The 14,317-nt window shown below is 39.0% G+C and carries 13 protein-coding genes; 6 read left to right on the top strand and 7 right to left on the bottom strand.

Features of this window, described 5'->3' with window-relative positions; translation table 11 throughout:
* Window positions 1–18: 18 nt before the first annotated feature.
* Genes ABXT71_RS04475 through ABXT71_RS04465 form a run of 3 tightly spaced genes read left to right on the top strand, consistent with a single transcriptional unit; the run spans window position 19 to window position 5,584 of the window.
* Window positions 19–2,580, top strand: coding sequence for a beta-mannosidase (locus tag ABXT71_RS04475; protein WP_415372649.1), 2,562 nt, complete (start codon window positions 19–21; stop codon window positions 2,578–2,580).
* Window positions 2,480–4,846, top strand: coding sequence for a beta-N-acetylhexosaminidase (locus tag ABXT71_RS04470; RefSeq protein ID WP_415372648.1), 2,367 nt, complete (start codon window positions 2,480–2,482; stop codon window positions 4,844–4,846). The genes ABXT71_RS04475 and ABXT71_RS04470 overlap by 101 nt, the downstream gene beginning before the upstream one ends.
* A gap of 33 nt (window positions 4,847–4,879) precedes the next feature.
* Entirely contained in the window at window positions 4,880–5,584 is a 705-nt protein-coding gene (locus tag ABXT71_RS04465) for a copper homeostasis protein CutC (RefSeq protein ID WP_415372647.1), read from the top strand.
* A gap of 7 nt (window positions 5,585–5,591) precedes the next feature.
* Here the strand turns inward: ABXT71_RS04465 and ABXT71_RS04460 are convergent, their stop codons facing one another.
* Entirely contained in the window at window positions 5,592–6,062 is a 471-nt protein-coding gene (locus ABXT71_RS04460; protein ID WP_415372646.1) for a CYTH domain-containing protein, read from the bottom strand.
* 106 nt (window positions 6,063–6,168) lie between these two features.
* Entirely contained in the window at window positions 6,169–6,819 is a 651-nt protein-coding gene (locus ABXT71_RS04455) for an NAD(P)H-binding protein (RefSeq protein WP_415372645.1), read from the bottom strand.
* Between the two features lie 73 nt (window positions 6,820–6,892).
* Here ABXT71_RS04455 and dinB point away from each other — a divergent pair, with 73 nt between their 5' ends.
* Both dinB and ABXT71_RS04445 read left to right on the top strand, forming a co-directional pair.
* Window positions 6,893–8,002: a DNA polymerase IV gene (dinB, locus tag ABXT71_RS04450; RefSeq protein ID WP_415372644.1), complete on the top strand. Its 1,110-nt coding sequence runs from the start codon at window positions 6,893–6,895 to the stop codon at window positions 8,000–8,002.
* A 301-nt stretch (window positions 8,003–8,303) separates the two neighbouring features.
* Window positions 8,304–9,080 carry an SH3 domain-containing protein gene (locus ABXT71_RS04445; protein ID WP_415372643.1) on the top strand — a complete coding sequence of 259 codons (777 nt, stop codon included), beginning with the start codon at window positions 8,304–8,306 and terminating at the stop codon, window positions 9,078–9,080.
* Window positions 9,081–9,185: 105 nt separating this feature from the next.
* Here ABXT71_RS04445 and pyk read toward each other — a convergent pair whose 3' ends face one another.
* From pyk to ABXT71_RS04420, 5 genes are all read right to left on the bottom strand, one after another.
* A complete protein-coding gene (gene pyk / locus ABXT71_RS04440) occupies window positions 9,186–10,616 on the bottom strand; it encodes a pyruvate kinase (RefSeq protein ID WP_415372642.1) in 1,431 nt (476 codons plus the stop codon).
* A complete protein-coding gene (locus tag ABXT71_RS04435) occupies window positions 10,617–11,108 on the bottom strand; it encodes an IPExxxVDY family protein (RefSeq protein ID WP_415372641.1) in 492 nt (163 codons plus the stop codon).
* A 132-nt stretch (window positions 11,109–11,240) separates the two neighbouring features.
* Complete coding sequence (rnc, locus tag ABXT71_RS04430) at window positions 11,241–11,984, bottom strand: ribonuclease III (RefSeq protein WP_415372640.1); 744 nt, start codon at window positions 11,982–11,984, stop codon at window positions 11,241–11,243.
* A gap of 5 nt (window positions 11,985–11,989) precedes the next feature.
* Entirely contained in the window at window positions 11,990–13,243 is a 1,254-nt protein-coding gene (gene fabF, locus ABXT71_RS04425; protein WP_415372639.1) for a beta-ketoacyl-ACP synthase II, read from the bottom strand.
* Window positions 13,244–13,255: 12 nt separating this feature from the next.
* Window positions 13,256–13,489, bottom strand: coding sequence for an acyl carrier protein (locus ABXT71_RS04420; RefSeq protein ID WP_151672630.1), 234 nt, complete (start codon window positions 13,487–13,489; stop codon window positions 13,256–13,258).
* Between the two features lie 167 nt (window positions 13,490–13,656).
* On the opposite strand from ABXT71_RS04420, the gene ABXT71_RS04415 reads away from it, so the two are divergent.
* The gene (locus ABXT71_RS04415) at window positions 13,657–14,232 is read left to right on the top strand and encodes a phosphoribosylglycinamide formyltransferase (RefSeq protein ID WP_415372638.1); all 576 of its coding nucleotides are present in this window, start codon (window positions 13,657–13,659) and stop codon (window positions 14,230–14,232) included.
* Window positions 14,233–14,317 lie beyond the last annotated feature (85 nt).

Genomic DNA, 14,317 nt, shown 5'->3' with positions numbered 1-14,317 from the left:
ATTATTTATCTTAGACCGATGAGAAATTTGCTGTCCGCCCTTTTAATTATTAGCTGTTTTTTCTCCTGCAAAGAATCTCCAAACTCAACGGTATCGCTCAGTGGTAGTGATTGGCAATTTGCAGATTACAGCTATCCCATGCCAGATAACATCTCGATGTGGAATAACAGCACAGTGCCTGGATGTGTTCAAAAAGACCTATTAAACCTAGGTCAAATTCCCGACCCTTTTAAGCTAAACAATGAAGACAGCATTCAATGGGTAAGCGAGCGTGATTGGGTTTATAAAAAAGAATTTGATGTTTCTTCGGAAATAGTAACAAAGCAAAATCACTATCTAAAATTTGAAGGACTAGACACCTACGCATCAATAAGATTAAACGACAACCTTATTGGCACTACTGAAAATGCATTTAGAACCTTTGAGTTTGATGTTTCAAGAATTATTAAAGAGCATAATACTTTAGAAATAGTTTTTACTAACCCTGAAGGTATTGAGAGGGCTAAGGAATCAGACCTCAACTACACCCTCCCAGAATCTCCCAGAGTCTTTATCAGAAAACCACAATTCCAATACGGTTGGGATTGGGGACCTACTATTAAAACCATTGGGATCTGGCGTGATGTTTCTTTAGTAAGTTATGACAAAGTGAGATTACAAGAATCATTTATTGAGACCGTTAGTATTTCCAAAGAGAAGGCCAAGCTTAATGCACATCTGACTATTGATTGTATAAAAAAAGGGATGTATGATATCTGGGTAGAAAACCTAAGCACTGGAGAAACTCATAAAAAACGTGTTCCGTTAGACCCTTCAACCACAACCTATATTTTGCCCTTAGAGATTAAAGAACCTAAACTCTGGTGGACGCACAATTTAGGTAAGCCAAACTTGTATGAGTATCGTATTCAGTTACGACAAGACCAACGCGTTCTTGATTTTAAGAAGTCAAAAGTAGGAATCCGCACCATAGAATTGATGACAGAAAAAGATAGCATAGGTGAGAGTTTCTATTTTAAGCTTAATGGAAAACCGATCTATATGAAAGGAGCCAACTACATCCCGCAAAATATATTTCTGGCAGATGTCCTCCCAGAAGAGCGACAGAAATTATTGTCTGATGCGGTAGCAGCAAATATGAATATGCTTCGTGTTTGGGGAGGAGGCGTTTATGAAGATGACCTATTCTATGACCTCTGTGATGAAAAAGGAATCCTCATCTGGCAAGATTTTATGTTTGCTTGCGCGATGTATCCCGGTGATAAAGATTTTTTAGCGAACGTAAAAGCCGAAGCAGTCGATAACGTTAAGCGCTTGCGACAACACCCAAGTATCGCTCTCTATTGCGGTAATAACGAAAACAGCGAAGGGTGGCATCGCTGGGGTTGGCAAGCAGATAAAACCGAATCGCAAAAAGAAGAAATATGGAATAGCTACCAAGCCGTTTTTAATGAGCTCTTACCTAAAGTGGTGGATAGTTTGAGCCCATCTATTTCTTATTGGGAAAGTTCGCCTAAGTATGGCCGTGGTGATAAGCGGTATCAATTTGAAGGCGATGCACACGACTGGTGGGTCTGGCATGATGGTTATCCCTTTGAGCATTTTGAGGAAGAAGTACCCCGGTTTATGAGTGAGTTTGGTTTCCAGTCCTTCCCTAGTTATGAAGCTATAAAATACTTTACAGCGCAAGATAGTATTGATCTCAATCATCCCAGTTTTGCTACCCATCAAAAACACGCCCGCGGCTTTCAATTGATCAAAGAATATATGGAGCGTGACTTTCCAGTTCCTACAAACGATGAAGATTATGTGTATGTAAGTCAACTCCTTCAAGCGTATGGGATAAGTAAAGGCATCCGTGCACACCGAGCTGCTAAGCCTTATAATATGGGGACATTGTATTGGCAATTGAACGATTGCTGGCCCGTGGTTTCGTGGTCAAGCATTGATGGGTTGGGCAACTGGAAAGCATTGCACTACGAGGCTAAACGCGCTTTTAAAAACAGATTGATTGTCCCATTTGAAGAAAACAATATCCTAAAAATCAAAGTGGTTGACGACAGTCCTAAGCTAGTTACAAATGATATCTACGTAGTGTTTTACGATATGAATGGAACCATTTTACACCAGACAGAAACCAAATCTGTTAGCACCTTCAATGAAAAAAATGAAGTGGTGTATGAAGTAAATTTATCCAACATTAATTTTGATCGTACCTCAACCTTTGCAAAGGTGTATTTTGACGACACACACGCACTCCATTATTTTGTTTCGCCGAAAGATTTAACTCTATCAAATGGAGGCATTAATGCAACTATGATAAAAGTGCCAACAGGAATTCAAATCACTTTAAAAAGTGAGACACTTCAAAAAGATGTATTTTTATATTCGGAAGAAGGTGGTCATTTTAGCGACAATTTTTTTGATTTGCTCCCAAATGAACCAAAGACTTTAGCTTTTTTATCTAACACACACTCACTTGAAAAGATACATTATAAAACACTTAACAATTTACTTAGCAAAAGTAATAGACCGCAAGCACCTAGTATTATTTTTTGCGATTTCTCTATCCCTAATTAGTATTGGGTGTCAAGATAATTCAGAATTAGACTTCATAGCTAGAGCAAACATTATTCCCGCTCCCAATGAGCTAGTTGTTGGAGATGGCTATTTTAAAATACCGCGCGACCTAATGATTATTAACGCGCCTGAAAACTTTAAAAGTGCGACAACGCTTTTACACAAATACCTAGGGAGTCTAGGCGCGGTAGGCTTTTCTTCAAGCAGGCCTGAAGAAACTGCATCATTCATTTTTAAACAAAATAACAGTATTACAAATGAAGGGTATATTTTAACTATTTCAGAAGAAAATATTTCCATAAGTGCTAGTACGCCAACCGGAGCATTTTATGCGGTTCAATCTTTAAGACAATTACTTCCACTAGCTATAGAAAATACAGAAAACGCATTCATAGAAAACATTAAAATCCCAACACTAATAATTAAAGACGAACCAAGATTCAAATACCGAGGGATGCATCTGGATGTCTCACGTCACTTTTTCCCTGTAGAATTTATCAAGGAATACATTGACCATCTAGCGATGCTTAAGATGAATACCTTCCACTGGCATTTGACTGATGATCAAGGGTGGCGCATTGAGATTAAACAATATCCAGAACTTACTACTAAGGGAGCCTACAGAGAAGAAACCCTAATTGGGCATTACAATGACACACCGCAACTATTTGATGGAAAACGATACGGTGGCTTTTACACCCAAGAAGAGGTAAAAGAAATAGTATCATATGCAACAGCCCGACACGTTACGGTGATTCCAGAAATAGAAATGCCAGGGCACGCACAAGCAGCGATTCATGCCTATCCAGAATTAGGTTGCACTGGTGAGCAAATTCCTGTGGCTACACAGTGGGGTGTATTTTCAACCATTTTTTGCCCTAAGGAAGAAACATTTACATTCCTTAAAAATGTGTTGGACGAAGTAATACCACTCTTCCCTGGCGAGTACATTCACATAGGGGGCGATGAGGCTCCTAAAGAACAATGGAAAAAGTGCAATCATTGTCAAAAACTGATTGCGGATAAAGGACTCAAAGACCAACACGGTCTACAGAGTTATTTCATCAAGGAAATTGAAACATACATCAATGGCAAAGGCAAAAAAATGATAGGTTGGGATGAGATTCTTGAAGGAGGGCTAGCCCCTAACGCTACGGTGATGTCTTGGCGAGGAACACAAGGTGCTGTGGATGCTGCAAACCAAGGACACGATGTGATATTAACGCCCACATCGCACGCCTATTTTGACTATTATCAAGCTACCTATGAGGACGAACCTACTGCCATTGGAGGTTATTTGCCGCTAAAGAAAGTGTATAGCTTTAATCCAATCCCTAAAAAACTACAAGGCACAAAAGCCGCTAAGCATGTTTTAGGGGCTCAAGGAAATATCTGGACAGAGTATTTAAGCACGGAAGACCAAGTTGAATATATGGCATTCCCAAGAATGTTAGCCATGGCAGAAGTGGCTTGGTCAGGGCCAACCCAAAATCTTGAAGAAGATTACACTAACTTTTTAATTCGGTTAGAGCCTTTTTTGGAACGACTAGACGCCCTAGATATTAACTATGCAAACCATTTATATGATCTTGAAGGCTCCGTTGTAAAAACTGAAAGTGAAGTGTTTTATCAATTAACCACGCCTACCAACGGAAAGGTAATAAAATACACCATCAATAATGGTGATGAACAGCTGTATCATCAACCCATTAAAATTTCAGAAGATGCCATAATTAATGGGCACGTGTATAAAGATGAACTCGCTGTTGGACGAAAATTCACTAACACCATTCACTACCATAAAGCAATCAAAGCTAAGGTCGAGATTAACGTTGAACCTCATCCTTCCTATAATGCTGGCGGAAAGCAATCTTTGATAAATGGAGTGACCGGGAGCAATACGCGTTTTGGGGATAAGGAGTGGCTGGGTTTTTGGGGTGATGATTTAGAGATAACAATCACATTTCCTGAACCAACAAAAATGTCCAAAATTTCAACTCGGTTTTATAACGCAAATGGGCAGTGGTTGTATGCGCCCATCAAATGGGAGGCACTAATTATTTTAGAAAGTGATGCTGTACTTTCTAATAAACAAATGATTAATAGCGACGAACAATTAGTATTTGCAGAAATAAAATTAGACATTAAAACATACTTGACTAAGCAATTAATCCTTAAAATTCCTAGTTATGGCACCATCCCAGATGGCTTACAAGGAGCGGGCAACAAAGCTTGGACCTTTATTGATGAGATCATAATAGAATAGCTAAAAGGAGCTCCACCTTCGTTGGAAATAAATATGAAAATAGAAATCTGCGCAAACTCATTTGCCTCTGCGCTCGCTGCACAAAATGCCGGGGCAGATAGAATAGAACTCTGTTCACAATTAAGTGTGGGAGGACTCACGCCATCTTACGGGCTAATCACAAAAGTTAAGGAAGAGCTAACCATCCCAATACACGTGCTCATTAGACCTCGCGCTGGAGACTTTAAGTATACAAAATACGAGCTTGATATTATGATTCGAGATATTAAGTTTTGTAAAGACTTAGGCTGTGCAGGTGTGGTAAGTGGTGTGTTAAAAAAAGACACATCACTCGATGCCTCCGCCACAAAACAGCTGATGCAGGCTGCAGGAAATTTAGAATTCACCTTCCACAGAGCATTTGATCTTGTCCCTAATGCCTCGGAAACTTTAAGGGTTTTAGAACAGTTAGGCGTCACAAGAATTCTTAGTTCTGGACAAAAAAGCAAAGCAATTGATGGTATAGAAACTTTAAAAATACTCCTTAAAATTTCCGAAGGAATCCAACTAATGCCTGGCAGCGGGATCAATACAGATAATGCCTTGAATTTTAAAGAAGCTAGATTTGAGATGATTCATTTTTCGGCAATCTCAAAAGCCGATGCGCCTCATAAACCGAAAGGAGTTTCTTTCAATGAAGGTGTAGAAGGAACCAGTGATGAAAACGTGATTAGACAGATCGTCGCGCTAGTACACTAAGCGTTGGTTAATTCCAATCACAAAACGGCTTTTTACTTAATTGCGAATTGTAGTATTTAACATCGCCAGTCACTTCTTCCCCTAGCCAATTTGGCTTTTCAAAAGCCTCGTTCTCAGCTGCTAATTCTACCTCAGCGACAATCAAACCCTTATTATTTCCAAAGAATTCATCCACCTCAAAGGTGTGGTTTCCTAGTCCGATTTCATAGCGAATTTTATCAATCTGCCCTTCTTCGCAAATAGCAAGTAAAGCCTCCGCATCTTTTACGGCAATCTTTTTTTCCCATTCCATGCGGATGGTGCCAGCATCATTGCTTTTACCTTTGATTGTCAAAAACGCTTCATCGCCTTTGATACGAACTCGCACGGTACGCTCTGCATGCGTGTTTAAAAAGCCTTGCACAATACGGTATTTGGTTTGTGCTTCGGTTTTAAAACGATCGCTCTTCACTAAAAATTTACGTTCTATTTCTTGCATTGATTCTGCATTTTTTCATTCCCACCCTTCGACTTTAATTCATATAGAGCGCAGTCAAAATGCTCAGAATAAACCCGCTCGGGCATCTTTATTAAAATCGTAAAGATCAATTCTCGACAATCGCTTTAATCTCATCATTCTCAATATGCGCTTTAGCATAGCCATTATGAGCTACAAGCAACATCGCTCTCGCAATGGTAATTGGTTCTATGATTTTATACTTTTTAGGCACTAAAAAACCGAATGTACCCATCGCAATCTGTGCTATTCGTTCACCAAACCTATTTTCTGAACGATCTCCACCAATTAATGAGGGCTGAAAAAAATAGGTGTTCTCAACACCTGAGGATTTTACATCGCGCTCCATTTCGCCTTTTACCTTATTATAAAACGTGCTGCTATTTGTAGTTGCGCCCATAGCCGAAATCACTTCAAAAACAGGAATCCCATTCTTCTTAGCCAACCGTGCCGATGAAACTGGAATGCCATAATCTATTTTTTTGTAAGTCTCTTTGTTTGGCGTATTCGCTTTTGTAGTGCCAATACAGCAGAAAACAACATCACCTTTAAATACTTCTGAAAAATTATCGATTTGAAACATATCTCCTAAATGTTCCTCTAATTTAGCGTGGGAAACACCTGTCGCACTCCGACCGAAGACTTTTACTTTTTCTGTCAAGGGATCTTTTAATAATAGGTCTAATAATATTCCTCCTGTGAGTCCTGTAGCGCCTAAAAGTATTGCTATTTTTTTCATAATCATTAGTTAAACCTAGTAGCTTTTGCCCAACTCTAAGGTTTGAATCAGATAAAGATATTAAATTTACTCCGTGACCCAAGAACAATTCCCATTAAGAAAAATTATCCACGTTGACATGGACGCATTTTACGCGTCTGTCGCACAACTGGACGACCCCTCACTCTTGGGAAAACCCATTGCGGTAGGAGGCGGTGGTGCTCGTGGTGTGGTAAGTGCAGCAAGTTATGAAGCACGAAAATTTGGTGTTCGTTCTGCGATGGCTGGTGCGCTGGCGATCAAACTTTGCCCAGACCTCATCTTTGTAAAAACAGATTTTGAACGTTATAAAGAAATTTCAGACAAGGTACGTACCGTGTTTTTTGAGTATACCGATCTTGTAGAACCTCTCTCTCTTGACGAAGCGTATCTAGACGTTACCGAAAACAAAAAAGGAAATCCTAGCGCTTCCTTGATTGCACAAGATATCCGGGCAAGAATTAAAGAAAAAACAGGATTAAATGCCTCGGCAGGGATCTCTATCAATAAGTTTATTGCAAAAATAGCGAGTGATGTACATAAGCCTAACGGTCAGAAAACGGTCCCGCCAGAAGAAGTTTTGGAGTTTCTAGAAGTGCTTGATATTAAAAAATTCTATGGCGTAGGGAAAGTGATGAAGGAGAAAATGTATCGCCACGGCATTTATACGGGAAAGGACTTAAAAGGAAAAACCGTCGAGTTTCTACAAGAAAATTTTGGGAAAAGCGGCGCTTATTATTATGACATTGTGCGTGGCATTCACAACAGCCAAGTAAAGCCATCCCGCACCAGAAAATCACTTGCCGCAGAGCGTACTTTTAGTGAGAACATTTCTTCGGAAATTTTCATGCTTGAAAGACTCGAGCCCATTGCAGAAGAGGTAGAACGCCGACTTAAGAAAAGTAAGGTGGCAGGGAAAACGGTTACTTTGAAAATTAAGTACAGTGACTTTACGCTACAAACGCGAAGCAAAACACTCCCCTTATATATTGCTGATAAAGCCTTGATTATGGAAACAGTGAAAGAACTTTTGTTTCAAGAAGGGATGAAAAATAGTGTTCGTTTATTAGGCATCTCGATGTCCAATTTAAATAACGAGAAAAAGAAAGCCCTTGCTGTTTCAGAAGAAAAAAAGTATGAGGTGCAGCTAAAATTCGATTTTTAGTCCTTCGATATAATTTTGTTATTGTCCCTTTGCAACATTAATAAAACCACTCAGGAGCCCTTAACTCCTATATCCATTTACCGTTTTAAATTCACTGCGCCGTACAAGTTTTTTGAGTGTTTTCAAACACTTTACATTGCAAAACTATTGAAATTAAAGAATTCTGTTTTGCTGGGCGCTGTCGAAGTACGAATTCTAGCACAATCTTACCGTATACTAAAGCGTTCCTTTCGTATGTTAGAGGAGTCTCTTTATTCCCTGTACTTCATTGTACATTTACCTTAACATTAAAACCTTTACTATGAAAAACAAAATCACACACATCGCAATAATCGCATTACTCTCTGTCTTTACAGGATGTGATAGCGACAAAAAAGACCAAATAGCAACCACGACAATTTCCGAAGCAAATAGCATGGAAGTGACGAGCAAAACTATGGAGAAAGACGACTATGTGTATGTCACTGCGCCCAGCGGTTTGTCGCTTAGAGAATACGATAACCTGGACAGTAAAAAACGAACAGTGATGCCTTATGGAACTAAAGTGAAACTTATTACTGTTGAGGAAAATGAGACGATGACCGTTGTTGGTATCAAAGGCGGAATGAATCAAGTGGAATATAACAACAAAACGGGATATGCTTTTAATGGCTATTTATCTAGCTTTTTCCCCCCAGAGAAGGATAGTAACGCCAAGCAATATATTGAAGATTTAAAGGCATCACATCCTGCTGCTACCTATTCTAAAACAATGGGCGGCACTGCGAGTAAACCTACAGAAACCGAAACTGTTTTATTGCCAACCACTAAATGGCATGAAGGGTTTACTTTTGGGCAGCGCTTGTTTGATGTACCTACTTCATTTGCTTTTCCATCACAGCAAGGCAGAGATACTCAAACGATTGCAAACGCTAAGAAAGCTAATTACATGTTTTTGAGCGATTTAATCATAACACGCACGAAGAATGCGCTAACGCAAATTAGTTATACTCAAACTGGCGAAGGCTATGGCAGTAATGTGACTATCTCTAAAGAAGGCAATATGATGAAGATTGAATATGTTACTGTTGTTTATTAAACAGAAAAAACATAGCAATGTATATAAATAGAGTCGCCAGAAAATATGATTTTCTGGCGACTCTATTTATTGGAAATTTTATGATCTAATTTAGAAGGAAATTGGTCATTTCACCAAACTAACCCGCAATGTATTTACCATTCCTTTATCTACAATAGGCATAGCAGCAAGGTTAATCAAATAATCGCCTTTATCTACAAACCCGCGCTCTTGGGCGATGGCGTTCACATCCTCTACGGTTTCATCCGTACTTATATACCTATCGTAAAAGAATGCCTTCACACCCCATAATAAGTTAAGCCTAGAGAGAATACGGTGATTACTAGTAAACACTAAAATATGAGCATCAGGACGCCAAGCAGAAATCTGGAAAGCCGTATATCCACTATTTGTTAATGTACAAATCGCTCTTGCGTCAATTTCGTTTGCCATGCTCGCGGCATGATAGCATATAGATTTTGTAATATATCTATTGGTGCGCACGTGAGGTGGTTCTTGAGGGACATTAATCAGGTCACTGTTTTCAACATTTTTACAAATGTTTGCCATCGTTCTGATCACCTCTACAGGATATTTACCCACAGAAGTCTCACCAGAAAGCATTACTGCATCTGCCCCATCCATCACTGAATTTGCAACATCATTTACCTCTGCCCTAGTTGGAGTTAATGAAGTAATCATGGTCTCCATCATTTGAGTGGCAATGATTACCGGTATTCTAGCGCGCTTAGCGGCCAACACTAATTGTTTCTGTATTAAAGGTACCTCTGCAGCAGGAACCTCAACACCTAGGTCACCTCTTGCAACCATTAAACCATCACAATAAGCAACAATTTTATCTATATTCTTAACAGCTTCTGGCTTTTCAATTTTAGCGATGATAGGAATTTTGTATTCACTATGTGCTTCAATTAACGCTTGTAATTCTTTAAGGTCTTCTGCGTGACGCACAAAAGATAATGCGATCCAATCTACTTCAATAGAAATTGCAAAAATCGTATCCTCTATATCTTTGGCCGTTAATGCTGGTAATGAAATTTCTGTATTAGGAAGGTTCACTCCCTTACGTGAAAGTAATGGTCCTCCTTGTATTACTTTTGTTTTCACCTCTCCTTTACCGTCTGTCTCTAGAACTTCAAACATTAATTTCCCGTCATCAAGCAGAATACGTTCTCCCGCTTTTACATCTCGCGGAAAATTATCGTAGTTCATGTATACTCTCTTGGCTGTACCTTCAAACTCTTCACCCGTGCAAAAAGAAATAGTATCTCCTGGGCTCACAACCACTTCTTCTTTCATGATTCCCACGCGCAGCTTAGGCCCTTGTAAGTCGCCTAATATAGCGGTACTTGTCCCAAGTTCTTTTCCTAGATCCCGGATAGTGGCAACAGTCTCTTTTACATTGTCATAATTTGCGTGAGAGAAGTTTACTCTAAACACGTTAACTCCCTCAATAATCATCTGCTTTAGAATCTCTCTATCTTGCGTTGCTGGCCCTAGGGTTGCAACTATTTTGGTCTTTTTTTGATCTGGCATTTAGTCGAAAATTAAATTGTTTTTAGACTTCAGTTGTTCTGTGTCTACTTCGTAGGCCGATATGACCTGCTTTATATCATTAATATCTGTCACAATCTTTCTAATAGCGACTGATGGGGCATCTGTAGAAATTTTCAGAAAAAAATCTACTTGTTTGTATTCTGGTATCAAGTGTGTCGTCACCATTTCTGAAATGTTCTCATCATCAAAAAGCCCACCGCTACTAACTACTCTAGCTGATTTGGCCACACACTTATTTGAGATTAAATCATAATTAATGTATCGCATTTCATCTTCATAATCAAATAATGGAAACGCAATCTCTAGACCGTTATTAGAATACTCAAGGTCCACTTTGCTCCGTTTTAAATGGAGCGTCGCAAATTGATTCAATAAAAATGCAACCTTATATGCCTCTTCACTACAATGAATAGCAACGAGCAGAAACTCTTCTGCAAAATCATCAGTTAAAATTAGCTTGTGGGCACCCAAGAATTTATTTTTGAGGGATAAAAATAGACAATACACAGTAAGCCGAATGTAAAGAAGACATTAAATTTAGGTCAATTAAGTCTATGTTGTAGTTAAGTAGGGGTTAATAATCTGGGCAATGAGCTGGGCTTGTTAAGAAAAGTCTTTGTCAATAGCCTTTTGCAGTTTATAGTAGGCTCTTTTGGCCGCCATTTCTTCGGCTTTCTTTTTTGAAGTGGCCCTTGCTTTTCCAACTACCTTATCGTCAAGATGTAGTTTTACAGCAAAATGCTTAAGCTTATCGTTGCCAGTATCTTCATACACAGCAAACCTAAATTGCAATTTATGTTTCTGACACCATTCTATAAAAAGACTTTTGTAGCTTATAACTTTACCCTCTAGTTTTTCAATATCTACATAAGGTTTTATTACTCTTTTATTGATAAACTTTTCGCAGTATTTGTAACCTCTATCTAAAAATATTGCTCCTACTAGTGATTCAAAAACATTTCCATGTATGTTACCCCCAAATTGCTTTATTGGAATATTGGTGCGCACTTGTTTTATAAGCTCTAGATCTCGTCCTAATTCATTTAGGTGTTCTCTACTCACTACTTTAGAACGCATTTTAGTAAGATAGCCTTCATTCCCTCCGGGTACTTTGTTGTATAAATGGGCAGCTATTACAGCACTTAACATGGCATCACCTAAAAACTCTTGTCGTTCGTAATTCTGCGCATGACCTTCACTAGTTTTTTCGTTAGTAGACCGGTGGGTAAATGCTTCTTCGTATAGTGTAATGTCTTTGGGTTTAAAACCGAGAAGTTTTTTGATCACCAAAAAAAAATCCCCGTCCTTAGTAGAACGGGAATTGAATATGTTTTTAATTAACGCCATTATTATTAGGCATCTAGTTTTCTAAACAACACACAAGCGTTGTGTCCTCCAAATCCAAATGTATTACTCATCGCAATATTCACTTGACGTGGTTGTGCTTTATTGAGTGTTAAATTTAAAGAAGGGTCAATGTTTTCATCCACCGTTGTGTGATTAATCGTAGGAGGCACAAGACTGTGCTCCATTGATAATATAGAAGCAATTGCTTCTATAGCTCCAGCTGCACCTAATAAATGCCCTGTCATTGACTTTGTAGAGTTGATATTGATGTCATTTGCATGCGCACCAAACACTTTACTAATAGCTTTTAATTCTGCAACATCCCCTAGAGGTGTTGAGGTTCCGTGTGTGTTAATTGCATCTACTTGGCTGGCATCTATTCCAGCATCGTTAAGACAATTATGCATCACACGCTCTACGCCTATTCCATCTGGATGAGGCGCCGTCATATGGTAAGCGTCACTTGACATTCCGCCACCTATAACTTCCGCATATATTCTAGCACCACGTGCTTTTGCGTGTTCGTATTCTTCTAAGATCAATGCACCAGCCCCTTCACCTAACACAAATCCATCACGGGTAGCATCAAAAGGTCTAGAAGCAGTTGCGGGATTTTCGTTGCGAGTAGATAATGCGTGCATAGCATTAAAACCACCCACTCCTGCTTGCGTTATTGCAGCTTCACTACCTCCTGTTACAATAATATCACAATGCCCTAGTCTAATATAGTTGAGTGCGTCTATCATAGCGTTTGCCGCTGAGGCACACGCAGAGACCGTCGTATAATTAGGCCCCATAAACCCATGTTCGATAGAAATATTGCCAGGGGCAATATCTGCGATCATTTTTGGAATAAAAAAGGGGTTGAAACGCGGCGTTCCATCCCCTTCTGCAAAATTTATTACTTCATTCTGAAATGTTTCGATGCCTCCTATACCAGCACCCCAGATCACGCCTACGCGAAATTTATCTACAGTATCAAGATTTATCCCTGCATCTAGAATAGCTTCATCGCTACTCACCAATGCGTATTGGGCAAACTTGTCTAGTTTACGAGCTTCTTTACGATCAAAATGTTGTAAAGGATCAAAATTCTTTATTTCACAAGCAAATCGCGTCTTGAACTTTTCAGCATCAAAATGTGTGATAGGTGCGCATCCGCTTCTTCCATTTTTAAGTCCATCCCAGAATTCTGTGATGTTGTTACCAATGGGTGTTAGGGCACCTAGTCCTGTTACTACAACTCGCTTAAGTTCCATAAAGAAGATGTCTTATTTGTTCTCTTCGATATAAGATACTGCTTGACCTACGGTCGCAATGTTTTCAGCCTGATCGTCCGGAATCTGAATGTCGAATTCTTTTTCAAATTCCATAATAAGCTCTACCGTATCTAGTGAGTCTGCTCCCAAGTCGTTTGTGAAGCTAGCTTCGTTTACAACTTCGTTCTCGTCTACACCTAATTTATCAACGATAATTGCTTTTACTCTTGATGCAATGTCTGACATAATGTTTTGTTTTTTTTAAATTTAGTAAGTGGCAAAAATAAAATATTTTAACTTAAAACACGATTTTAAAAGTAAAATGTGGGCGTAATTTAAACATTTCTGGGCGAAGTGAATACCCTATGCCTTACTTTTGTAACTAATTAACCTCTTGAAAACCATAACAAAATATGAAGAAGCGACTGGTGATTTTTGCTTCAGGTAACGGTACCAATACTCAAAACGTAATAAATTACTTTGCAAGATCACAATCTGTAGAGGTTGTCTGCGTACTCTCAAACAAGAAGGATGCCAAAGTGCTAGATCGTGCTAAAGCATCGCAAATAAGGGCTTTAGCATTTAGTAAGACCGAAATGTTATCCCCCGATGGCCTTGTGAAGAACTTAAAAGACCTAGCTCCAGACCTCATAATCCTAGCGGGTTTTCTTCTGAAATTTCCAGAAATCATACTCCGTGAGTTTCCTGATAAAGTATTAAATATTCACCCAGCCTTGCTCCCTAAATATGGAGGAAAAGGAATGTATGGACATCACGTTCATGAAGCGATTGTTGCCAACAAAGAGAACAAAACAGGCATTACAATCCACTATGTAAATGAACAATACGACGAAGGTGCCATCATTTTTCAAAAAGAAACCAAAGTATTCCCGGAAGATTCGGCAGATAAGGTTGCCGCAAAAGTGCACGTTTTAGAATATGAATGGTTACCTAAGATTATTGAGCGTATCCTAAATAAGGAAGATTAGTAAATTTAACACTTGCTTTGGATCAACGATTTTGATTAAAGCTTAAAGCCCACGAGGTCATATCTTGGTTAAATTTGAAGCGCGC

This window comes from Patiriisocius sp. Uisw_047 (assembly GCF_047730165.1).
GTDB lineage: Bacteria > Bacteroidota > Bacteroidia > Flavobacteriales > Flavobacteriaceae > Patiriisocius.
The sequence above is the reverse complement of the archived record's forward strand: the minus strand, read 5'-3'. Positions and strand labels throughout refer to the sequence as shown.